21 protein-coding genes and 1 pseudogene are annotated in these 22,926 nt (G+C 55.1%); 11 read left to right on the forward strand and 11 right to left on the reverse strand.

Annotated elements, in window-relative coordinates; all coding sequences use genetic code 11:
• From BMX55_RS14035 to BMX55_RS14050, 4 genes and pseudogenes are all read left to right on the forward strand, one after another.
• Positions 1 to 241: pseudogene (locus BMX55_RS14035) on the forward strand (phage terminase large subunit family protein); the annotation flags it as partial.
• Positions 234 to 1,754 (forward strand): DUF935 domain-containing protein, encoded by a 1,521-nt coding sequence (locus BMX55_RS14040; protein ID WP_218144510.1) that lies wholly within the window; start codon positions 234 to 236, stop codon positions 1,752 to 1,754. The pseudogene BMX55_RS14035 and the gene BMX55_RS14040, both read left to right, overlap by 8 nt.
• Before the next feature lie 4 nt (positions 1,755 to 1,758).
• Positions 1,759 to 3,015: a phage head morphogenesis protein gene (locus tag BMX55_RS14045; RefSeq protein WP_091458790.1), complete on the forward strand. Its 1,257-nt coding sequence runs from the start codon at positions 1,759 to 1,761 to the stop codon at positions 3,013 to 3,015.
• A gap of 169 nt (positions 3,016 to 3,184) precedes the next feature.
• The gene (locus BMX55_RS14050) at positions 3,185 to 3,709 is read left to right on the forward strand and encodes a phage virion morphogenesis protein (protein WP_091458791.1); all 525 of its coding nucleotides are present in this window, start codon (positions 3,185 to 3,187) and stop codon (positions 3,707 to 3,709) included.
• A 212-nt stretch (positions 3,710 to 3,921) separates the two neighbouring features.
• Here BMX55_RS14050 and BMX55_RS14055 read toward each other — a convergent pair whose 3' ends face one another.
• Positions 3,922 to 6,309: a RecQ family ATP-dependent DNA helicase gene (locus tag BMX55_RS14055; protein ID WP_245751486.1), complete on the reverse strand. Its 2,388-nt coding sequence runs from the start codon at positions 6,307 to 6,309 to the stop codon at positions 3,922 to 3,924.
• Positions 6,310 to 6,558: 249 nt separating this feature from the next.
• Here BMX55_RS14055 and BMX55_RS14060 point away from each other — a divergent pair, with 249 nt between their 5' ends.
• Both BMX55_RS14060 and BMX55_RS16285 read left to right on the forward strand, forming a co-directional pair.
• A complete protein-coding gene (locus tag BMX55_RS14060) occupies positions 6,559 to 7,119 on the forward strand; it encodes an HNH endonuclease (protein ID WP_091458793.1) in 561 nt (186 codons plus the stop codon).
• 330 nt (positions 7,120 to 7,449) lie between these two features.
• Positions 7,450 to 7,839 carry a hypothetical protein gene (locus BMX55_RS16285; RefSeq protein WP_143059685.1) on the forward strand — a complete coding sequence of 130 codons (390 nt, stop codon included), beginning with the start codon at positions 7,450 to 7,452 and terminating at the stop codon, positions 7,837 to 7,839.
• Between the two features lie 148 nt (positions 7,840 to 7,987).
• On the opposite strand, the gene BMX55_RS14065 is transcribed toward BMX55_RS16285, so the two are convergent.
• The 5 genes from BMX55_RS14065 to BMX55_RS14090 all read right to left on the reverse strand — a co-directional run bounded on the left by BMX55_RS14065 (position 7,988) and on the right by BMX55_RS14090 (position 14,707).
• Positions 7,988 to 8,560 (reverse strand): hypothetical protein, encoded by a 573-nt coding sequence (locus BMX55_RS14065; RefSeq protein WP_143059686.1) that lies wholly within the window; start codon positions 8,558 to 8,560, stop codon positions 7,988 to 7,990.
• Positions 8,561 to 9,087: 527 nt separating this feature from the next.
• On the reverse strand, positions 9,088 to 10,005 hold the full coding sequence (locus BMX55_RS14075) for a helix-turn-helix domain-containing protein (RefSeq protein WP_091458797.1): 918 nt from the start codon (positions 10,003 to 10,005) through the stop codon (positions 9,088 to 9,090).
• A gap of 581 nt (positions 10,006 to 10,586) precedes the next feature.
• Positions 10,587 to 11,585: a ParB/RepB/Spo0J family partition protein gene (locus BMX55_RS14080; RefSeq protein ID WP_091458904.1), complete on the reverse strand. Its 999-nt coding sequence runs from the start codon at positions 11,583 to 11,585 to the stop codon at positions 10,587 to 10,589.
• Entirely contained in the window at positions 11,585 to 12,652 is a 1,068-nt protein-coding gene (locus BMX55_RS14085; protein WP_091458800.1) for a ParA family protein, read from the reverse strand. Before BMX55_RS14085 ends, BMX55_RS14080 begins: the two co-directional genes overlap by 1 nt.
• Positions 12,653 to 12,874: 222 nt before the next feature.
• Positions 12,875 to 14,707, reverse strand: coding sequence for a phage integrase family protein (locus tag BMX55_RS14090; protein WP_091458802.1), 1,833 nt, complete (start codon positions 14,705 to 14,707; stop codon positions 12,875 to 12,877).
• 501 nt (positions 14,708 to 15,208) lie between these two features.
• On the opposite strand from BMX55_RS14090, the gene BMX55_RS14095 reads away from it, so the two are divergent.
• Complete coding sequence (locus tag BMX55_RS14095; RefSeq protein ID WP_091458804.1) at positions 15,209 to 15,826, forward strand: ProQ/FINO family protein; 618 nt, start codon at positions 15,209 to 15,211, stop codon at positions 15,824 to 15,826.
• Between the two features lie 245 nt (positions 15,827 to 16,071).
• Here the strand turns inward: BMX55_RS14095 and BMX55_RS14100 are convergent, their stop codons facing one another.
• Positions 16,072 to 16,338, reverse strand: a complete 267-nt coding sequence (locus BMX55_RS14100; RefSeq protein WP_091458805.1) for a helix-turn-helix domain-containing protein — start codon at positions 16,336 to 16,338, stop codon at positions 16,072 to 16,074.
• Positions 16,339 to 16,493: 155 nt separating this feature from the next.
• Complete coding sequence (locus BMX55_RS14105) at positions 16,494 to 16,820, reverse strand: helix-turn-helix domain-containing protein (RefSeq protein WP_091458807.1); 327 nt, start codon at positions 16,818 to 16,820, stop codon at positions 16,494 to 16,496.
• A gap of 327 nt (positions 16,821 to 17,147) precedes the next feature.
• Between BMX55_RS14105 and BMX55_RS14110 the strand changes: the two genes are divergently transcribed.
• Complete coding sequence (locus tag BMX55_RS14110) at positions 17,148 to 17,450, forward strand: helix-turn-helix domain-containing protein (RefSeq protein WP_091458809.1); 303 nt, start codon at positions 17,148 to 17,150, stop codon at positions 17,448 to 17,450.
• Positions 17,451 to 17,457: 7 nt separating this feature from the next.
• The gene (locus BMX55_RS14115; RefSeq protein WP_091458811.1) at positions 17,458 to 18,756 is read left to right on the forward strand and encodes a type II toxin-antitoxin system HipA family toxin; all 1,299 of its coding nucleotides are present in this window, start codon (positions 17,458 to 17,460) and stop codon (positions 18,754 to 18,756) included.
• Between the two features lie 104 nt (positions 18,757 to 18,860).
• Here the strand turns inward: BMX55_RS14115 and BMX55_RS14120 are convergent, their stop codons facing one another.
• Both BMX55_RS14120 and BMX55_RS16875 read right to left on the reverse strand, forming a co-directional pair.
• Entirely contained in the window at positions 18,861 to 19,253 is a 393-nt protein-coding gene (locus BMX55_RS14120) for a helix-turn-helix domain-containing protein (protein ID WP_342707695.1), read from the reverse strand.
• Complete coding sequence (locus BMX55_RS16875) at positions 19,237 to 19,359, reverse strand: hypothetical protein (RefSeq protein WP_281242846.1); 123 nt, start codon at positions 19,357 to 19,359, stop codon at positions 19,237 to 19,239. Before BMX55_RS16875 ends, BMX55_RS14120 begins: the two co-directional genes overlap by 17 nt.
• Positions 19,360 to 19,562: 203 nt before the next feature.
• On the opposite strand from BMX55_RS16875, the gene BMX55_RS14130 reads away from it, so the two are divergent.
• Together BMX55_RS14130 and BMX55_RS14135 are read left to right on the forward strand one after the other, a co-directional pair.
• Positions 19,563 to 19,904, forward strand: coding sequence for a helix-turn-helix domain-containing protein (locus BMX55_RS14130; protein ID WP_245751488.1), 342 nt, complete (start codon positions 19,563 to 19,565; stop codon positions 19,902 to 19,904).
• Positions 19,905 to 19,917: 13 nt separating this feature from the next.
• Positions 19,918 to 21,264 (forward strand): type II toxin-antitoxin system HipA family toxin, encoded by a 1,347-nt coding sequence (locus BMX55_RS14135; RefSeq protein WP_091458813.1) that lies wholly within the window; start codon positions 19,918 to 19,920, stop codon positions 21,262 to 21,264.
• A gap of 377 nt (positions 21,265 to 21,641) precedes the next feature.
• Here BMX55_RS14135 and BMX55_RS14140 read toward each other — a convergent pair whose 3' ends face one another.
• Positions 21,642 to 22,919 (reverse strand): McrC family protein, encoded by a 1,278-nt coding sequence (locus BMX55_RS14140; protein WP_281242847.1) that lies wholly within the window; start codon positions 22,917 to 22,919, stop codon positions 21,642 to 21,644.
• Between the last annotated feature and the right edge of the window lie 7 nt (positions 22,920 to 22,926).

Genomic DNA, 22,926 nt, shown 5'->3' on the forward strand with positions numbered 1-22,926 from the left:
ACTGGTACGCATCCCGGACGACCCCAGAATTCGCGCCGACCTCCGCAAAGTGCAAAAAACCACCACAACGGCAGGCAACATCCGTTTCGTTGCCGAAAGCGAAGGGGACGGCCACGCCGACCGCTTTTGGGCCTTAGCTTTGGCACGCCATGCGGGTGCCAACCCCACAGCGCCCCTTGAATACACAAGCGGAGGCCCGCGTGAGAGCAGCCAGCCACTAGGAGACTTCATCTATGGCTAAACGCACCCAGCCCACCCGCCACACCCCGATGACAGCACCCCAGCGGCCAGAACTCGATACCGAATTTGCCCACCGCCTACGCGACCCCTTTGAGCAGCACTACATGGGCGTGCTGCGCACCAACGACCCCCTGCTGTTAGAGCGTGGCAACGGCAGCGTCGAGTTGTACCGCGACCTCAAGCGCGACGGAAAAGTCTTTGCTGGCCTGCAAAAACGCCAACTTGCACTGATCGGCAAACCTTGGCAAGTGGAACCCCGGCAAAAAGACCATGCCAAAGCCAGCGCCGATACCGAAGTCGTGACCACTATCCTCAAAGCCTGCAACTTTGACCGGCTGTGCTCCGACCTGCTCGAAGCCCTATTGGCCGGATTTACCGTGGCCGAGATTGTCTGGACGGTACGCGATGGCTTGGTCGTACCGGCCCGGATTACCAAACGGGCGCAGCGGCGCTTCGTTTATGTGCAAGCAGACGACCAAACACCCCCTTGGCTGCACCTCCTGACCCGCGACAACATGCTCACTGGCACCCCGGTACCAGAGCGCAAATTCATCGTTCACCGGGTCAACCCCGAAGACGACAATCCCTACGGCACTGGCTTGGGCCTGCAACTATTCTGGCCGGTGTATTTCAAGCGCAAAGGCATCGTCGCTTGGAACAAGCTGTGCGACCGTTTTGGCTCTCCAACCCCGCACGGCAAATACCCCCGCAACGCTGGCCCGAAAGAAAAAGGCACACTGGCCGATGCCCTGCGCGCCATGAGCAACGATGGCTACTTGATGACCCCCGAAGGCATGGAGATTGCACTGCTCGAAAGCAAGCTCTCAGGCAACGTCACCACCCAACAACAGCTTTGTGAGTACATGGACGACTGGATTGGGGCCGTACTGACTGGGCAGGAGTCGCGTGCATCAGGTGGCGGTGCCTTGGCAGCGGCCAGCAAGGAACGCCAAGACGTGCGCCAAGACCTGACGCAGGCCGATAGCGACCTGCTCTCAGAAACCCTCAACGAAACCCTGCTGGCGTGGATTTGCGAATACAACGGCTTGGAACCTTGCCTCGTCTATCGCCAGATCAAGGACGAGGACGACACCAAAGCGCTTGCCGAGGCCGACAAAATCGTCTTCGATATGGGATTCGAGTTGGACGAAGATACCGTACGGGCCAAGTACGGTGAAGGCTGGCACAAAAAGAAGGCGTCACCATCACCGAGCACACCACAAAACACACCAAGCCCCCCCAATTTTGCCGAACCCGCTGCGGCAGGCGGCCCCGCCCTCGACCCCCTCCAGAAAGAAACCAAGCAACTGCTGACTAGCACCGCGCCGGTATGGTCTGGCATGGTGGAGCAATTGCAGGCATTGGTTGCACAAGCCAAAGACCTCGCGCAGGTACAGCAAACACTGGTGCAAGCCTACGGCCACCTCGACAGTGCCGAGCTGGTCAAACTGATGGCCGCTGCGCTGGCACTGGCAGAACTCAAAGGCATGGCTGCCGTGCAGTCCGAAGGCTGAACCCATGCCCACCGCACCCCTGAACATCGGCTTTGGCACACCGTGGGCCGATCAAATTGATTTTCTGCGGCAAAAACTGCGCTTGCCCACCGAACGCTGGGACGACATTCAGCGTGCCGCACATGACCGCGCCTTCATGGTGGCCGGGGTTGCCAAAGCAGACTTATTGGCCGATTTGCAGGGGGCAGTGACACGGGCGGCAGAAATGGGCATGGGTGTAGCGCAGTTTCAACGCGAGTTTCTGGCCATCGTTGCCAAGCACGGTTGGACGGGCTGGACGGGCGAAGGCAGCGCCGCCGGTGAAGCATGGCGTACCCGCATCATCTACCAAACCAACATGGCCAATAGCTACGCTGCTGGCCGCTATCGCCAACTCACCGACCCCGATTACCTGCGCCTGCGCCCATATTGGCGTTACATCCACAGCGATGGCGTAGCACACCCGCGCCCACAGCATCTGGCTTGGCATGGCCTGACCCTGCCGCACGATCACCCCTTCTGGCAAACCCACTTCGCCCCCAACGGCTGGGGCTGCGAATGCCGCATTACCTCTGTGAGTCGCAAAGAAGGCGAAGCCAGCGCCCGTGCCGGACTGGGTGAGCCGCCAGCGAGCTGGGACGCCATCGACCCCAAAACCGGGGCCATGCTGGGGATAGATAAGGGGTTTGACTATGCGCTGGGGGCGGGTGTCAAACAAAGCTTTCAGCGCCTGATCGACGACAAGCTGATCCGCTTGAATGCACCGATTGGCGCGGCAATGTGGGAAGCGTTGAAGCCCACCTTGTTACAAGAACGGCTTGTTGCATGGCAGCCGGTGGCTGATGCCACGTTCGCCAGCATGCGCAGCCAAGGTATCGCCACCCTCGTCCATACCCTAGAGCCAGCAACGGTAGCCGCACTGCAAAGCCAAGGCGTGGTGTTAGAAAACGCTGCAGTTTGGATACGCGACACCGAGCTGCTGCACGCCATCCGCCATGACAAGACCGGACGCGGTGCCGCCATCCCACATGAGGTGTGGCGCGAGCTTCCGGCGTTGCTGGCGCAAGCCACGCCCTACTGGGACAAGGTGAAGAAGAACCTGATTTACGCGATTGATCTTGGTTCCAAGGTGGGCAAGTTCGCAGTGGAGATCAACTACAACGAAAAAGGCTGGTTTGATGGCGTGCGCGCCAAGTTGGTGTCTAACTTTGTACGCACTGGGGGACTGGTGGAGCCAGCCAACCTGTTAGAGCCTAAGTATTTTCCGCTTAACGGAACCTAAACCGAGGCCTCTGATGCCGGGTTGGACTCGAACCAACATACACGGAGGACTTTCGTCCCTCGTCCCCTTCCCATCGGGGTACACAGCACCAGAGGTAGGTTGATTCTAGAAGAAATTGGGGACGTCGTGTTTGCGGCGATTATCGTAAAAGCGTCAATTTGAAGCATCCATGATTACCATCACCATCCAAGACCGAGAGGTACTCGCCACGCTGCAAGCCTTAACCCGGCGTATTGGCAACATGGCCCCCGTGCTACAAGCCATTGGCGACGACATCACCGAACGCACCAAGCGCCGCTTCGAGACCAGCACCGGCCCGGACGGCACACCTTGGGAAGCCAACAGCCCCACCACAATGGGTATCTACTCCCTACGCTTGGGCCAAGGCCACCGCAAGAAAGATGGCAGCTTGAACAAGCGGGGCGAAGCACGGGTAGCAGGCAAAAAACCACTGATCGACACCGGCGAGCTACGTCGCCAGATCGTGCCACAGGTATCAAACAACGTTCTCACCGTCACTGCCACCCCGGTCTATGCTGCCATCCACCAGTTCGGCGGCCAAGCTGGTGGCGGCCACAAAGTCAAAATTCCAGCCCGCCCCTACTTGCCGGTGAAAGCTGATGGCAATTTGTACCCGCAGGAACAAGCACTGATTCTTGAGACCTTGCAGTTGTTCCTGACCGAAGACCTGTGACCCCGACCACGTAAATGTTCCACAATGGGACGTGCAGTGCGGGCCATCCCCTCCAGAAAAAGAAAAAGTGCCAAATCGGCACTTTTGCTATCCCGAGTTTCGATTTTCATGTGGGGAAAAAGATTTCTATAGTTCTATCCCACGTCATGCCGCAGTAGCCCAATAAATCCCGATTTATCGCGCCGCTCACTCTTTCTTTATCTCAACTCCCCTCAAGCAACGCCCGATTCCAGCATCATCTCGTCAGTGCTCAGGCCATCGGGAGCGTCACTGCGAAAGAGATGCTCGACAACTGCTGCATAAGTTTTACGCGCTTTTGCATTCAGATTTGCTTTTTCCAGCTTGTCTAGCGCTTCGTCCAAGGTAGCAACCTTCAGGCTGTTGGGGAAAACACGCGTACGGTTTTCCTTTCTTTGGAGGAAACCGCTGCGTTCAAGCCATGCAATTGCTGTAGTCACTTTGGTTGCGGCGTCTCGCGAGTCGACCTCGATAGTTGTGCCCTCACTTTCAGCAAGCAGTTCCTTTGCTGACACAACAACCTCTGAGCTTTTCATCCGCTCACAACGTTTTCTGATGGCGCGCAATAGACCGTTGAAGTCCTGGTACCTCAGCTGCGAACCGGCTGAGAGCTTGAACTGGGTTTCAACATCTTCTTCATCAAAGAGGAGCACGCAGTGTGCAGACTCGCCGTCGCGGCCAGCGCGTCCGGCCTCCTGAAGATAGTTCTCAAGGGAGCCCGTGATGTCAGCGTGTATGACCAGGCGTACATTGGGTTTGTCCACCCCCATTCCAAAAGCATTCGTCGCAGCTATGACCTGAAGCGTGCCGCTGAGGAAGTCTTGCTGCACCTCCTTCTTCTTATCAGAGGCTAGCCCTCCATGGAAACAACCACTGACGACACCATGCTTTTCAAGGATTTCGGCAAAGAACTCGGCATTTTTCCTCGTGGCACAAAAGACAATGGCCGCTCCATCCGGCTTAAGGTCTTCCCGAATCAGTTCTAGGATGCGCTGCGCCTTTTCTGCTTTGGTCGCAGGCACAACCGAAAACGTGAGATTGGTGCGTTCATGGCCACCCAAGAACTTTTCAAGGGAAATTCCCAAACTGTCTTGGAAGTGCTCGCACAAGTCTTCGACCACATCCAGCTTAGCTGTAGCTGTAAAGCACGCAATAGGGGCACCTTGGGCCGAGAAGTTTTCACCAATGTATCGCGCCACATAGAGGTAGTCCGTGCGAAAGTCATGCCCCCACTTGGAAAGGCAGTGCGCTTCGTCGAACACCCAAGTGGCAATTTGTCGGTGTCGAATGGCATCACAAAACGTTCGACTCCGGAACTGTTCGGGCGAGACCAAAACGATGCCAGCATCTCCAAGACGGATTTTGTCCAAGGCTGCTCTGCGCTCGATTGGGGTGAGGAGGCCATTGATGGTGACCGCGCATTGCACGCCAGCCGCCACTAGGTTATCCACCTGGTCCTTCATCAAGGATTGAAGTGGGGATACGATGACAGTGAGCTTGCCAGTTCGCCAGTAGTGCGCCAGTGCTGGAAGCTGGTAGCAGATGGACTTTCCTCCTCCAGTCGGAAGTACAGCAAGCAAGCTATGGCGCTGGAGACCCGCTTGAACAATGGCCCGCTGCAAGGACGCACCGTCCGCAGTTGTCGGTTTATCCCTAAAGCTGGGTTTCGAGAAATAAGACTTCAGTAGTGCTTCAGGGTCGTGCTGCGTTTGGCAATAGGTACAAGTAGGGTCGCCGCAGTCTCTCTCCCGCAGGTGCTCCACCTGCCCAAACACGGTGGGCATGGTCTCACTCACCCAAAGTGGCAATACTGAGTTCCCTCCTGAGACTCGAATCCATCCCAAGGCATAGGCGAGTGCAGTTTGCGCCTCGGCCGCTTCTTCAGAAAATTTGGAGAAGCCTTCCGTTAACTGGCGCAAGGCTGTCTGGCAACACTTGTTCTGAAATTTTCGTAATGCAATGTCCTGTGCGGCCTGAGGTTCGGGCGCTGTCGAAGTTCGTATTTCTCCCAGCAAGCTACATAACGGCCCATCGCGGCGTAACAGGAAATGAAGCAGAGCGAACCAGTCTTCGTCACTTCGCCACATCTCTTCCAAAGCAACCAGTTCGTCAACGAGAAGGTCGAGCGTGATACGGGCATCACGTTCGGGCTCGTTCTTAGAATCGGAGACAAGCTTGTAGCCTTTGACCAGTCGGTGGTAGGGATTGTTCGGAAAAGCAATTGTGGACAGTTCCAGCGTGTCCAGCATAGGCAGGTGCAGGCACTGCAAGGTCGGATACTGTTTTTTGAGTTCAACCAGGTCGTGGCGCCGCAGGTTGTGGCCCACCAGGAGCCTTGAATCTATAGCCAGTTCGTCGACTTTTTGAACAAGGTCTGCGGCTGTCAACGTGCTCGCGGAGAGCGTCAGGCCACGCTGGTCTAAGCTGCGAACTGCTCCCAGCTTGAAGATACGATTGTCATCTTGAGGAACGGTTTCAACGTCTACCGAAAAGGCACGCCATGTACTCAGACGTGCAAGCCAATGCTGGCGGCGGTCAGGCTCAAGCTGCACCGGGTCTAGAACCTGTTCAGTGGAAATCAAACCCTCTCCTTATTATTTGCGATGGTCACCGCCAGCACGGTGTTCTGTACGAATTCAGAGGAAAACCGGCAGAAATCTTTGCACGCTTTGTGTATTCGCGAAACGAGTGAGACCCGCAAAAAGCAGCCTTACGGACCTTTTGTTACTAGTCTTATAGTCACAATTCAGCCGCAACTCTAGGTTGGGTGGCGCTGATGGCATGCATGATTACTGTTCTTGGCATGATACAGAAAAGGGACTCAAACCGAGATGGCGACCAAACCAATTGATAGGCTTCTGTTTGCTCAGGGCGGGGATTGCTTTTTTTGCAAACAACCGCTGGCCAAGGCAGAGGCCAGCCTTGAACATCTTGTAGCCCAGACCCACGGTGGCAAGGACAACGACGAAAACCTTGTCGTCTGCTGTAAGACGCTGAACACCCTGCTGGGCCGTATGTCGTTGAAAGAAAAGCTCGAGGTCATCCTCAAGCAGCGGGGCAAATTTCACTGCCCGGCCAAAACGGCTGCGCCTGAAAATTTGCCTACGAAAACTGTACCCACCAAGCCCGTCAGTCCACAGCCCAAGCCAGGCACCCCACTAGCCATCGTGGTTGATAACCTCAAGAAGCGGGGAAGCTCGCTGCCAACCAGCGTGGACAAGCTCTTGAACACTATCAAGACCACCCTGGAACACCAGAAACTGGATGCGTCCTTGGCTGAGAAATTACTGGTGCAGTTACGGTCCAATAAATGGATTTCGGTTACAGCTGACAGGGTGAGCTATTCGCTCCCCGGCGGCAAAGCAATCGTGCAAACCAATACGTCGCAATAGAGGTGGGCAGTGGCACGAGTCTGTGAACACAACAGCTTCTGTTGGCCACTAGACTTGTAGAGCTCTTCGCATCGGTGTTCGAGCTCCCAACGGCTTTGTTGCAAAGGCTCTCCGACTGGGAGTAAGCTTGCACCATGAGTGAAGCCAGCCATCGAGCCACGCACTACAAAACAACCAACTGGCCTCAGACAACTTCGTGCAACAAAGCCGTCAAAATGGGGCAAATCCATCAGAGGTAAGTAAGCCCGCGCAACCGTCGTGGAAGTGACTACACTGGAGAGACACCCAAAAAATTCCACATCAGTCCCGCGTGCTTACTTACCACTCATCATGTCCATCGGACGCAAACAGCTTCTTGGTTTTACCTGTACCCTGCTATTAGGGTCGACGATTGCGAGTCTCGCAAACGCCGGGAAAGGCTACCAGATTGAATGTGAAGATGCACAAGGCCGTAAAACCCAGCATCGTGTTTCAATAGGCGGCGGCATGGATTTTTCCATGGTCACTGGCTTTTGTCGTAGCAGCAAGGAGTATGTTTCCTTTTCTTGGTCAAACAACGAGGCTGCGCCAATCTCATCTGGTAGCGGCGAAGACCAGCGTGTAACGGTGCCGACCTGTCCTGAGCCGATTAAACCGATTAAGAGCATGAATGAACTGACTTATTGTCCACAGGACAGTGGAGAGGTCAGAGGTGTTCATCTCAAAATTAGGTACGATTGAGGGGCGTTCGGATGCTAGCGTTGTCTATCACCGCAAACATCCGCTTGTGAGGGTCACTGCTGCGGGCGATTTCATCCAGAAACTTGGTGCGGTGCGTACGGTAGACGCCATGTTTGTACACCCAGTCGCTGAAATTTTTGTGCCTAGCTCACTGCCCGGTGACTGGCAAAGCATCTATTTCCCGCCGGAAAGCGTGGTCAAACGTCTCACTTTCCAGCAACTTCACGAACCGTTCGGTCGCACCGGTAGCAGCAAATTTTTCTAAGGCTCTACGCTCGTCAGGGCTCAGAGTTTGCAGTAAAGCAGCCAAGCGCACGGTGGCTGAGACTTTTTTATCCGCAGCTGCAGCCGCCTGTGCCTGCTCGCCCAGGAGGGTCATCTTCTTACCGAGGCTGGACTGGTAGTGGGCAGCAATCAGGGCTTTATCTGAGGCGGATAAGCCGGTCTCCAAAGCACGTGCAATCGCCCCACCTAATGCAGTCTCGGACAGGCTGATGATTTTTTTCTCTAGCGTTAGCACATGGGGTGAATTTTTTTCAGCATGCTGTGGCAGGGACTGCATTCGCTGGGCCTGTGCTTTGAACTCGGCGGCAAAACCCATGGATTGAACTAGCATCTCGGTCGTAGACGGGGTTGGCACCTCTGGGAAGGTTTCTGCCTGCGTTGTGAGAATAGTGGCCAGCAAAGCCGTCAACCCCATTTTTTTAAAGTTCGGGAGCATAAGCGTAGGGAGGTTAAAGTGGAATCAATTGCAAGGCCAGCGGTACACCAAACAAAACTTGACCTTTCTGGGCGGCTTTGTTGCGCAAGTCCATCTGGGGCGCTGTCCTGATGAACAAAAATCCTCAAACCCTACAGGGCTAAGAGAACTTACTTGGGGTCTGTAGCCTCAGCCTCAGCCTCAGCATCATCGAGTCCGTCGGCGATGGTTGAAACCCAAAATGCAGATAAAAGGCTTTCGCTTGTTCATTCAAAGCATGCACGAGCAGAGCCCGAACGCCAGCATTTTCTGAAACCGTCATGGCCCGAATCACGACATCCTGCAACAAAGCGGCTCCCAATTTTCCAGCTACGTCGGGCCATGAGCTCGCTTTCCAGGCTGGCAAAGTCTGCAAGACTTCGAGGTTAATGGCTTTTCAAAAAATCGCTGGCATCGCCCGGCTGTTTTCTGTAAGACTGTAGGTTTGAAAAACCTTGGATTTAGAGCTGTCTGCGCTGACACTTGGTCGTCTCAAAGTTATCCACAGGTCACAAGTAAACACCTTGAACTGCACGAAGCCGACCTGCTTCGATAGCTTCAACAAATGCTCTGCAGAACGGTCGAGCCAAGCGTCGCCCATCCCTTACCTCAATTAGCATTCCTAAGTTATCGACCATGACGAGCAGTTTGTCATCGCGGCTCTTGAATGTTCGGCCAGCCAAGGCTTCTGCTTTATGCTTGAGGTACTCGCGCTCTTCGAGGTCGGCAGCGCTGCGGGCCTCCTCTGTGGCACGCTTGCCAAAGTCCTTTCCTTTGGTCAACAAGGCACGTAGGTACGCGTAGAGAGCTCTCCCCTCTAGACCCTCAAGGTACTTCCTTGTCGCAGCGACCACTGTGGAGAGGCGTTGCTGCGCTTGACTAGCAAGCTTCATGAGTTGTAGAACGCCTGAGCAGTGCATCCCTTGCTCCTTGACCAGCCAAGCAAGGTCTGTCGGCAACATGACCTTGCCAATACGCTCAAACCTGCCATTCTGTCGCAGAGGTGGGCTGCTGGACTGATTGGGGAGTTGGCTGTCCGAAATCTTCGATGGATACTTGTCGTTGACGCTCGCCTTGGCCTGCTTAGACAGTAAAAGTGTATCTAATAGTTTCTCCGTCGGGATAAGTGGTGAGCTGGAACCGCGCAGCTCGGGTCTGGCCCGCTGCTCGCGTTTTATCAGTCCGCGCAGCTCCAGCCAGCGGACTACGCGATGAACTGTTTCAACTGATTTTCCTGATTCCTCAGCAATTTTGGCGCGACTAGCCACAATTGGAGAATCCGGCCGTTTTAGGTTGATTTTCTTAATGATTCGCAGAATGACGCGGATGTAACCATCAGGTACTTCTTTGAAAACAGGGGATTCATCTAAGGCGGCACATGCCCGGCTGATGAGCGATGGGTAAACCGTAGGGACGATAGCAGTCATCACAATTTTCTCTCAAGATACGAAGTTCCTTGACGAAAAGCGACCACTTTCCTAAAATTCACGCGTTTGTGAGGCTTTTGACCGATTGGCGTCGGTTTAGGCTAAGTGATTGGGATTCATCAAAATTCCTAGAAACCCTCAGAGTTGGCGCTCTGGGGGTTTTTGTTTGTACGGGGCGTTTTAGGCTACTTCATGTGAGTTTTCCAAATTCATGGTTCCAAATGCACCGAACCCCGCATTAAGCGGGGTTCGGCAGCTGGGTTTAGGTAGCGAGTTGACTAAGTCTTGTGAGGCCTAGACATTTTGACCACAAACTAGCACGTAGGTTAGCTGAGTGCATGTTGTTGTGGATAAGGGTCATCAGACGAGCCAAAGTGTTTAGTTGACTAAACGCACAGTTACTGGGCGTGCACAAGTGTCCTTGAGTTTCAGTCAAAAAATTAGTCCCTGGTCGGATAGAGTGCACAAGGGATGCGGAGTTTAGTTGACTAAACGGTTCCGCTCCGATTCGAGGTAGAGCCCGAGTCTTACCAATCTCGCTGGTCATGAGGTTCTCTCGGTGTTTAGTTGACTAAACAGAGTCATAGCTCTACGTGTTTTTCATCCGCATCTTCTGCGGTGGCTGGTGCAATCGCAGCTATCTCCAAGAGCTCTTCCAGCCCTTGGGCGAAGGCCTCGCGCTGCTCAGCAGATACTGTGATGACCAATTCGAAAGAGTCACCACGCTGCTTGTAAACGCCGTTTGCGTACCGAATAGTCTTGCCAGCCGTCTTGGCTTTTTGGGCATTTGGATTTAGCAGAGCCTGAACTTGATTCGTCAGCCAGCGCTGCGTCTGGTCTTCGCTCGCATACTTATTCGCAAGAGAAACCGTTTTTCTAATGCCAGCTTTGTCGTAGAGCTTCGCGAGCTGATACGCCTCTGTAGCACCGAACTTACCCGGATGGAGGCGAATAATCTCGAGCACATCTTCGGGCAGTTTCCCGTAGGCTCGGTAAAAGCTCATCATTGTTTTTGATAGCTTGGCCCTGCGGGCAATTTCTGCCGCCGTTTCCCCGGCTGCGATGAGCTTCTCATAGAACATCGCACGGTCTAGGTCGCAGTGCTGAGACCTGCCTTCGTTTTGTTCATAACCAAACCAAGCCGACTCCTGCATGCTAAGGTCGGTGTGAATCTCTGCGAGCAAGGTGTCGAACACCTTGTGCTCACGGCATGCCTGGACACGAGTCCAGCCGTCGCAGATGATAAAGCGACCAGCAGCGGATGGATTGGGTATAACGTGTATGGGGTCGTGCTGACCTTGGACTCGCAAGTCTTCAGCCCGGTCTCGAATCATTTCCGGTGTGTAGACTTCGCGCGGTGCCAGCGGATTGGGGTCAATCAGGTTGACATTGACCGTGGTCAGCTTGCGACCCCCATTTGAGGTCTCTGGCGGGGCTACTTTATCTTGGGTTTCTATAAGGGGCGTTGTTTCATCACGGGCAACAGGACCAGGGATGTCTGGAAGTCCGTACATTGGTGTCGCAGGCACCACGGCACCGGACTTGATGAGGCCAGACAGTTTTGGAAGGGGCTTCGACATCATTCCTCTCCTGCCGGCAGGCCAGGCATGGTAATACCGTAGCTCCGGATGAGGCTCTTGGCTACATCAATCACTGCAGCGGCACCCACGGAGCTCGATTCGAATTCCACCAGAGGCCCTGTGTCCTCTTTTGCAGCCGGACTGAGCTGACGCGCAAATCCTGAAAACTGCGGAATGATAGAGTCATTGAGCATGCTGCCATACTTTGAGTACAAAAAGCCCATTGATTCACGCACGTGTTTCAGACTTGGGTGGTACTTGTTGATGACAACTTCCATCCCGATATTTGCACCGGTGACGGCTTTAATTTCAGCCAAGTTGGATGCAAGAGAGTCCAGCGCCCGGAGGCAGCTACCCTCAGGTTCCACGACGGTCAAAACTTTGCCGGACTGCTTTGCGGCAAACGAGAAGGCAAGCCCAATGGGAGTGGTTCCGGGTGCGGTGTCGACTACTATGACGTCGTAATGCTGGGCGAAGAATGTGCTGTTTCGATTCAAGAACAACTCAGCACGTGTGTGGCTCGACATCACAGCAACCAAACTGGCGTCTGTCTCAGCCAAGGTGATGTCAGACGGAATCAGGTCCAGTAAGCCGTCCTGATAGATGTGTTTGATTGCACTAGAGAGGTCTTCATCCGGTGAGCTGGTCGATTTCCTCAAAAAATGGCCAATGTGCAGGATGTCGGTGTCGTAGACGGCAGTCTCTATGCCGAGTAAGTTGGATGCGGATGCTTGCGGGTCTGCATCAATCATCAGGACGCGGTAGCCCATCATTGACATCGCTGCTGCGACATTGACAGAAATACTCGTTTTTCCGACGCCACCCTTGGTCATCCGGGTGACAATGACCGGCGGCAATTTGGTTATCAAAGGAAGCTGGCTGATAGCCGGTGGTTCGATACCTGCTGCCCGATACCTCGCAGCGCGGATATCCGATGGCAGATATCGCATGTGGTGCTGTCCTGCAGGCTTCTCGCGTCCACAGAGTTCCTGCAGCTTTTTTGCAGACACATCTAGATTAGATAGCGTGAGCGCTACCGACGTTTTGAAATCAATTGCCCGAGCCATAAATGTCCCACATTGTCAACATGTGCGACAGCATATCTCTAGAATAAATTATTTGCAAGTTTTTTTAGATTAATTGAGAAAAAACTATGAAGAAAATTTAAACTTCAAAAAATCTAAGAAAATTGGGAAAGGTATCTTTCGTATAACTAGCCCGAAAGTTTCGCACCACCCCTTACTAGGTGGTGTGAGAGGGGCGCAGCCTAGAGCTGTCCCCTATCCCAATCAATCCGCAAAAAACTTGCTGCTTTCCTCGAGCATCCGCACCCGCTCGGCTTGGACATAGATGCTCGTCGTCTGAATGGATGCGTGCCCCATGATGCGTTGCAAGACATCGATGGGCATTTTTTTGGCAGCAGCATGGGTACCGAAGGTGTGCCGGAAAGCATGGGGTGCGGCTTTGAGCAACAAATCCCGTTGCTCAGTGGTAAGCGCCAATTGTGCGTTTTGGGCCAGGGCCCGCAGCGTCTTAGTCACCACTTGGTACAGGGCATCGGGCGTAAATGGGGCCCCCGCCAGCCCTAGCCCTTGCGCCTCCCCCTCTGGCGCGGTGAGGTGCTTGGCCAGGGCACTTTGAGCATTCGACAACACCACAGGGGACACCAGTGCAAGCCCACTGGCACTATCCTCAAAGTCGTGTCCCCTGTCTGCCCAGTGCGCCTGAAGCACGTCAATAACCCTGGGAGGCAGAAAGACCGTGCGCCACTTGTTTCGCTTGCCCAGTGTTTTCAGCTCCCACAGTGGCTTCCCGGGAACCGGACGCACGTCTCGGCGTAAGGCGCGGCAGACCTCTTCTCGCCGCAACCCTGAAAACCCCATGAGCAAAATAGCCGCGCGGGCTAATCTGTACTGGACGCCTGCTACCCGCTCATCTTTGGGCCCAACGCGCTCGCCCGCTATCGGCGCTGACTGGTCACAGACCGCATCCAGTAGTCCACCCGGCTTGGAGAGTTCAGTCCAAAGTTCTACAGGCAGGGCCTTCTCAATTTCAATGGAGGTCTCTTTCTGAGCTACTGACGGGTCCGCGACGGTGACCCATGGGTTGCCGCCGAGATACCTGACTTTGACCAACCACTCAAAGCAGGCCCGGATGACTTGTACCGCGTAGCGCTGAGATGTCGGGGCCAGTTGGCCGTTAAAAGGCTTCCAGCGATGAGAATGCCGTGGGGCCCACGTACCAATCCAGTGGGCTGGAATGTTCGCCAGAAAGTCTTTGTAGGCTTCACATTCATCGGTGAGCACGGAAGAGAGCTGGGTTTTCTGCTCCAACGAGCACCACAGCAGAAAGCGCTCTAACTCTTTGCGGTAGGCCTTCAGGGTTTTGTCTTGGCCTCGAAATTTGTACAGATACGCTTTCAGGGCATCCAGGTCATTGCGTGCGGATATGAGGCAAAAGCTCTCACACCGGTTTCGGCCATGTAGGCGATAGGTGTCGGCTGGCAAACTGGCAATATGCTCCAAGGGGGCCAGCAGCTCCACGCCGGTGACGGCTATCAAGTGCCGCGAGGGCTCATCTGGGGACACTTTGAGCGGCCCAAGCTGGGGGTGCTTAGCGAACCAATTCTGGATGGCTTGGGCTTTTTTAACGCCGATGCGGGGTACCGCGCGGTACCAACTTTCCCCACGTTGCTCGATGTAGGCCTTGAGCTGTTCTATGGTCTTGATTTTCTCCATGCGCAGTGCCCGAACCACCCGGGGCTTAAACCACATGTCCAGCTTGTCAGCTATCAGCGCCATGGTCATGTTGGAGTCAGCAACTTGGACCAGATAGTCAATCGCGGATTTAGACCATGAATTGGTTTTGTAAGAGGTGGCCAGGATGGGGGCCAGCGCCGGGTTCTTGGTTTCTAGGCGACGCACCAGCTGCTGGCACAGGTCGGTAAGCCGCTTGCCCAGAGCTTCGAAGGTTGTGCACCCTAGCTCCTCGAGCATGTCCTCGGTGTAGTACAGGTTCGCAATGTGCGTGAGGGGAATGTTGTTGAGCCGAGCGCGCAATGCCGTGAAGTCCACGCGGGTGTAGCGGAAGGTTCTACGGGCAATGGAGGCGGTCTGGGCCATAGTTGTATTTCCTTTGAAATTAGCAACCAATTATCAGGGCTGAACATCCAAAAGATTGGTGATTGGTGGCATGAGCACCAAGTAGCCCCGAGCCCAAGGGCAGCAGCTTTAAGCAAGGTGCCTTCAGGATTTTTAGGCATAGGGCTGTCACATCCCCGGCTTAACCTTGCATAAAGGGGTTAAGCCCATAGCCCTAACCCCATAAACTTTTAGGAAGCCTTTCTAATGACTTCCTAAAGAAGTCTAAAGAGCCTGGCTTTTGCTACGCGGTTCCTGGCTTATGCTACACGCCCGCTGGCTTTTGCTACACGCTACCTGGCTTATGCTACACGCCACCCCAGTGTTTGGGCTAAAAACTGATACTAACCGCGCCAGACCTGCCATTGTGCTTGCCGGAAGGGACTCGATGTTGTACGGAGGAGGTGGCAAACCTGTGGAGGCTCTAGAGCCTGCTCCTTTGATAGTATGGCCGGTATGTAGACCTACACCCTCGCTGACAAAATGAGACCTACCCTCACGCTGAAAAAACGTCCAGCCGCTCCGGCCCCTTCCGATGCCGCGGAGGAGCCACCACCGGCCGATGCTGCGGCGCTCCAGCCTGCGCCCATGCCGACTGAAAACCAGCCCAAGGCGAGCAAGGCCGCCAAGCCTTCGGCCAAAGAGCTCAAAGAAGCCAGAGCCGCAGCCAATCGCTTGTTGGGCCAAGAGCAATACGCTCGCCGGGCCGCTTACCTGTCAAAGATGGAGCCGATTGTCCAAGCCCATTTGAACAACCAGCCCTTGATGCGTGACACCATGGTGGTGGATGGCGTGGAGTGTCTCCGGCCGTTGGTCATTGGCGTGCACAAGACTTTTCTGGCCCAGCTGCTCAGCCTGCCCGAGGCGCAAGGCTGCTCCAACACGGTGATTAACGATTTAATCAAAGCTGTGATGGAGGCCCATGTTAGAAAGTCGCAGTACATGCACGGCCTGTTGAAATTTCCGCACCGCTTCGACTTGGAAGGAAACCCGGCGGGTGTTGTCGGTGATGAGCTGAGAAAGCGCGTTCAAGCCCGGCTGCACAAGCTCAGCCAGAAGAAGGCCAAGCACCAGCCTGAGGCCGATAGCGCCACTTCCTGAGCCCGTGGGTGGTTCAGAGTCAGACCGCGATAGGTTGCATCCAGCCCAAAATGCGCAACACAAATAGCATTTTTCTAAAAATGCGACCATGCAGCCCTTGCCGCTAGATGCTGGGCTGAGCTTGAAGCCGTTGGGTTTGCTTGCGAACGCCATCGATGATGGACTCAGCCAAGTGTCCAGCGCCCCACCAACTCCCCATTAGCCCAGACAGCCAGCGGCTGGGAGCTTGAGCGACGGGCCATGGCTTACCACTCCACCGTCTGGGTGTCAGGAGTCTGTGGGGCCGACTCGCGCGACTGCACGGTCAGCTGTAGGCCCAACTGGGCACACAGGGCTAAGAGCTGGTCAACGCTCAACGTCCCGGGTGCGCGCTCAAGTTCAGACACACGTCGCTGGCTCAGCCCAAGGCGCTGCCCGAGCTGGGCCTGCGTGAGTTTGAGGTTTTTGCGCGTACCTTGTAAGACGACTCCCAACTGGGATGCCATGACGAGAGGTTGCGTTCGATGGAGCATGGGTTTACTGCTTATGTCAGTAAACGTATTTTAGCGGTATTTGGTCTAAAACGTAAATAGCGGGATATCCGGTAATTTGACCCAGGTAATTCAGAGTGCTGTGCCGAGGATGTCTTCGCGGTGCAGCCGCTCGGGCCAAACGTGCAGTGCGTGGGTCATGTTTGCCGAGCCTCAAAGTTGGGGTCGCTGGTCACAGAGGATGGGAGAGCTGCTTTGGCCGTAGCTGCTTCGTGTACCCACAGATGTTCCTTAGGCAGTACCATCAGCATCAGCCCCAGGCCATCGAGCACGGCCAATGCCTTGTCCAATCGGACCGAACCGTGGCCGTTTTCTAGTCTCGACATCAGGTCTACCGATACTCCGATGAGTGCGGCGGTGTCGTCAATGCGCAGCAGCTGGGCTTTCCGGCGCGCACGCACGATGGGACCCAGCGCAGTAGGTGTGGTCAGGATTGTCGGTTGGAGACTAGAGGAATCGGCCATTTCGGAATTTCAGTTATTGATTGCTGGGAGCAAGTCCAAGGATGGTTATTTCTGATATTCCGAAATATAGCGACTTATCAGGGCATCATCAACTGAAATTTCGGAATATCAGAAATAAAGGCGTCAAGTTCTGCAACGCACGCGGTAGGTCTGCAATAGCAGCCTTCCAGCCAAAGGACGGTGGCATTCGCAGCATCCGTACCGAACACAGATTTCGTGTCTGCCGATAGTCGTCCAGCATTTCGTTCAGCGGCAACGTGGCGGTCGTGTATCGACTCGCACCAAACGACCCCCTAAATGATAAACTTACTTATCATAGGTACAAAAATGACTAATCCATTGAGCATTATTGGCGACTTGGAAGCCATGCGCAAGGCTCAAAACTTGACGCAGGAGGAGTTAGCGATGCGGGCCGGTGTGAGTCGCATGACGGTCTCCCGTATCGAGGCAGGCTTTGACCCCAAGCTGAGCACCGTCTGGGAGCTCTCCCGTGCGTTGGACTTAGAGCTGGTGCTAGTACCCAAGGCTTTATGTCGCGAAGTCCAGCACTTCATCCAATCAGGTGGCAAGGTGGTGGGCCAGCCTGCGGGCATTGAAGCCCCCAAGTCGATTGTGGACCTCCTGCGCTGATACGCCGATGTCCGCCATCAAGTACCTGCGCTTGTATTTGCATACGCCACACGGGGCTCGCAGAGCCATTGGCTACCTCTCCTCCTTTGGGGATATGCTGCGGGTTTCCTTCGATGATGAGTATGCGAACGACCCCAATCGGCCTACTTTGTCCCTGCAATACATGGGTGCCACGGAAGCTGACACCCAAGCTATTTTGCGCGCCAGCCGAGACCGCCGCTTGGTGAGTAACGATGGCCGCTGGCCTGCCTACTTTCAGAATTTGCTGCCTGAGGGCCACAACCGAGACCGCTTGGCCAAAGAGCGAGGATGCGATAAAGACGATGAGTTTGAGTTGCTCGCCGCCGCTGGCCACGACCTCATGGGTGCGATAGAAGTGGAGCCTGTGCCGGTAAGCCAAGGTATTCCGCAGGCCATTGAACACTGGCACCGGGCGATGGGCATTGAGGGCCATGAGCCCGAATTGGTGGCTGTCCCCGTAGAGGATGCAGCCTCGCTTCCAGGGGTGGTTTCAAAGTTTTCGGCGGTGCAGGATGGTCGGCGCTACGTTGTGCGTCGCCATGGCCATGCTGGCAATTTCATCCTCAAGCTGCCATCGACTCGGCATCCTGATTTGGCTGAAATCGAGTACACCGGCTTTCAGCTGTGCGAGAGTCTGGGATTAGATTGCGCCAAGGCCACGATTATTTCCAAACAGGATGCTGAGCTGCCGGAGCATGTACCGTTTGAGCACTTGCTCGCGGTGGAACGCTTTGATAGGTGCAGCACTGGGCGTATCCACATGGAAGAGTTCGCCCAAGCCATGGGATTCACGCCACGGCAAAAATACGGCACCGAGCTATTGAAGGATTACGGCCAAATGCTGCGGGTGCTCGACAGATACTCACAGCGGCCGCAGCAGGATATCCGGGAATTTCTTTCACGCTTTGTCGCTTTTATTCTGTTGGGCAACACGGATGCACATTTGAAAAATTGGGCGCTGCTCTACCCGGATGGCCGCTACCCGGTGTTGGCACCGGTCTACGACCCGGTGAGCGTTTCTAGTTTCTTTGCCTGCGCAGCCCGGCAAGACTATGCGATTAATCGCAAAATAGATGAGCATCTCTGTGCGCTGAGCTGGTCGGATTTGGAGCGCTTAATGCATGTCGGCGGGCTTCGTCGTGCCACCCGTTTGCTTCAGCACTGCAAGCAGGTTGTGAAAAAAGCACAAGCCGAATGGCCTGCCTTGTTGCAGGACGCGCCCCTCAGCATGCAAACCGAAATCCATCAAAGGTTGCATGGCAAGGTGGGCCTTACATGCGCTTAACGCGGCTGCGCATGGGCGGCGCTACGACCGGTAGCAACCGGTCGTAAAGCGTTTCAGGGTTCATATCAATATGGCTCCTCGCGTAACGAACCGCTTAAGCATGCTCAACGGGCAGGTCTAACTACACCGCCCAGTCCGCGAAGGCAGCCGAAACACCGCGTTGGTTGAGTGGTGCACCCCTTAGTCGACACCGGTTCCCGCAGTACCCGTAGTACCTCAGGGTGCGCCTGAGCAACGCGTATTAAAGACTGTGCGGCCCCAGAAGGTTGTCTGAGCCCCTGTTCCCGTTCTTGCAGTGTGCGTAGGCTCACCCCCAGCAGCTTGGAAAATGCAGACTGCGAAACCCCCACCTTGTCCCGCGCCTGTGCTGCAACTGTCAGGGTGACGTGATGCACACGCCGCTCTCCACGTTTGGCCTGCTGAATCGACTCCAGCACATCATTGACAAACGCCTGCATTTCAGCGTCCATCTTCACGGTTTTAGGCATCGTAAGCATCCTTCCACATCTTCAGAACAGCGGCGGGCATATTGTCGAACTTGGCCTTGGTATAAATAGCCACCAACACCACCTCACCAGGCCTTGTCGGGGCTTCCGTGTTCATACCCAGCCTGACACACCGGCATGGAACTCCAATGGGAGCAGGTGCAGCTCAAGCCACTATTTCTAAAAAGCGCTGCCCCTGGTGGTAGGGTAGCCAGCTGCCGTACTTGAGAATTCGAAGCGAGAGCACTAGGGGTAGAGCAAGCTACAATAAAATGTTCGTTAAATCAATCTCACACCAATATAAAGCTCGATTTTACGAACATGAAAATAACGCAGTCCTACGCGATTCCCAAGCACCTGCTCCTAGAATGCACGCGCATGGGCCAATTGCTGGCGCGCCTGCGTACAGCTCGAAAAGTCAAGCAAGCAGATGCTGCCCTGCGCGCTGGTCTATCACGCAACACCGCCTATCGTCTCGAAAGAGGGGAGCCCGGCCTTGCCTTGGGTCAGGTGCTGCGCTATCTGGACGCTATCGCCCCAGGCAGCACATTGTTGGACTTGCTGTTGGAAAATGACCCGGCGCTCGTCAGTTTGGCTGCGCGAGAAGCTACCAAACGCGTCCGAGACCTGAACGCACGGGAACTCCAAGAACTGGACTTCTGAAGGGAGAATTCTCATGGCAGCTAATCAATTGAAGCTGATGGTCTTTGCGCATTTAGGTCAAGCCTGGGCACCATGTGGGCAGTTGCTCATGACGGAGGAAGGCCAAAATATGCTCGCGTCGAGCTTCGCCTATGGCCTGAATTACGCCCGTCGTCAGGATGCGTTGGAAGTAGACCCAGTCAGCTTAAGCATGCGTGACCGTGATGCGATACGAGGCAAACGCCTGCTACCCGCCAATGGGTTACTCCTGTTCGGCGGCATTCGGGACGCTGCACCGGACGCATGGGGCCGTCGGGTCATCGAGGCCAAACTCAAAGTACCAGCGAACAGCCTGCCTGAATCCCAGTATTTGTTGCACGCAGGCAGTGACCGGGTCGGTGCGCTGGACATACGTGAAGCCATTAACGACGGTCCCGTCCAAGGTGCCAACGCCACGCACTCGCTCGAACACCTCATGGAGGCCGCTGACCGCATTGAGGAAGGATTGCCCATTCCTGCACACCTAGAAAGCATTTTCTTGGATGGAACAGCGCTGGGTGGGGCGCGACCCAAGGCCTCAATACGAGACAAGCACGGCGTGCTCTGGCTGGCCAAGTTCTCCAGCCGCAAGGATAGCTTCGACATACCGACCATCGAGCACGCTGCATTACGCCTTGCCGCCTTGGTTGGATTACATGTGCCACCCGTTTCTGTACGTACACTGGGCAACCGCAAGGTCATGCTCATCAGACGCTTCGACCGCTACTGGGCAGAACCTGGCGCGACGCTGGGTGCTGATGTGGACTTGCTCATGACAGAACCAGGAGCGAGTCGGGCCGAGCACCGCATGGGCTTCGTTAGTGGACTGACAATGGTGGGTTGCGACGAGACCGAATCACGTACCAAATCTTATGCCGACCTAGCGCAGGCGGTTCGTCGTTATGCTCATCCGAGCGGCATCCGTGCGGACAATGCGGAGCTTTTCAAACGCATGGTTTACAACGTGATGGTCAGCAACGATGACGACCATCTGCGCAACCACGGGTTCGTATGGGAGCCTAGATGTGCCGGTTGGCGGTTAAGCCCCCTCTACGATGTATTGCCTCGACCAAGCCACGCCACGGAGCGATTTTTGCACCTTGGCATTGGTCCACAAGGAAGACTCGCTACGCTCGACAATGCGTTAGCATCGCACGAACAATTCACGCTGTCCCGAGCCACGGCGTGCGAAATAATAGCCAATATCTGGCGCGTCGTTCGCGAGTGGCGTGTCTACTTTGAGAACTTCGATGTTCCAGCGGAAGAAATCGACAAGATTGCACCCGCTTTCCGGCACATAGACATGGTCTCCACACCAGAGTTACGCAGACAATTGCCATGACCCGGCTGTGCGCCAAGCTCCCGCGAGACCTAGCGTACCCTGGGGGAGTCCTGCGCTTATCGTTGTAGCGAAAAAGTGCTGTTTTCTTATCGAAAAAAAGGGCTGTTTATCAAAAAATGGATGTTGGGAGCATCTTCGTCGCACGCATTTCTGCCGAAGATACCTTAGGATGGACTTGGATTTCCTAGAAAAGAGGCTAGACCTCCATGGCGTCGCTGCGTATTCCATCCCATCGTGGACACGATTCCACGCTGAAGGCGGACACGCCTGCTAACGGAACCTATCCACGAACCGAGAGCAAATGATGACAGCGGCCAACGTCAGTAACGCTTGGTGAATATCCAGCTGCCTCTCCAGACAAGTTATGTTAGCCACTCTTAATTTGGCATAGCTGTTGTAATTGCTTGAAGAAAGGCTGCTGACTGGCCCAACAGAAGCTTATCGCTGTTCAAGTCAAATGGCACCACATACATGCGCAATGCCTGGGGCAGCTCAAATGCAGGCAGCGCTGCCTGAAACTGTTCCCAGCGCGGGTACACCAGATACATCTCTCCCTTCCCCTGCAAGTAGGTGCAACCGTATGCCAGCATCTGGTACATATCACTTTGCGGAATGTTGTACTTTTTGTCACACCGGGCTTGGTCAATCCGTTTCCACTTGCAGTCCAGAACAGTTACGGCAGACCCCTTGGTGTCGCGCACCACTAAGTCAGGCTTAAGCTGAAACATCGGATGACCATCATGTTTGGCCAGCGAATACTGGCGCGACTGGGCATGCAACATGAATCCACTTGCCATCTGCTTGCGCAACGCACGGGTGACATAGCTTTCAAAGAGCTTTTCCATGGGAAAGAGCAGACTCACACCCAGCGAATCTCCCTTGAGCGCCAGTGGCATACCCTGTCCTAGCACCAACTCACACCACGGCTTGATGGCCTGATAGCCCGTCATCAAGCGTCCTGTTCCCCAGGCGCGCCAATCTTGCTCCGGTTGCCTGCTGAGAGGAATTTCACCCAGTCTGTGGCTCAACTCATTGGCCAGACGCCAGGTTTCTGGTTGCGCAGTAGCTTTTCGCACCCGCTCCAAAGCCAGGTGTAGCAAACGGTTGGCCGCTTGGTCGGGAGAGAAAACATCATGCCGCACATGAAAAAGATGCGCCCTAGTCAAGGGCTGGCGCATCTGCGCAGTCGTGTTTAGTTGACCGCGCAAAAACGGCAACTCCTCCTCCAGCCGTACATAGTCAGAGCGCAAGCCTTGCTGCACCAGTTGCTGCAGGTGCTGTACAAACTGCGCCATCACCCACTCAGTTAACGGAACATCAAAGCGCTCCAGCGCCGCCGTAGAGGCCTCCTTACTAGGCAAGTCCAGCAGCGCTGCCACCATCTTGCGCAGCAGTTTGCGGCTGCTGTGTACATCAGCCGCATCTGAAAATGTCTTGGGCAGCACTTCCAGCGTGGTGCCACAAGGCGTTTGTACCACGCCCACCAGACTATCCAGCCGCAGCCAAGTCTGTCCTTCTAGCTCAAGCAAGTGGGCCCCACCTTTGCCTAACCGGCTTTGCAGCTCGCACAGCCAAGTAAAGGCCGAGGCGGATACTTGGTGTGCATCCAAGGACGGAGGACAGTCCGCCGTGGTCAGCCTAGCGTACTCCCGCACCGTAATG

Origin of the sequence: Giesbergeria anulus (assembly GCF_900111115.1) — a bacterium.
Taxonomy (GTDB): domain Bacteria; phylum Pseudomonadota; class Gammaproteobacteria; order Burkholderiales; family Burkholderiaceae_C; genus Simplicispira; species Simplicispira anulus.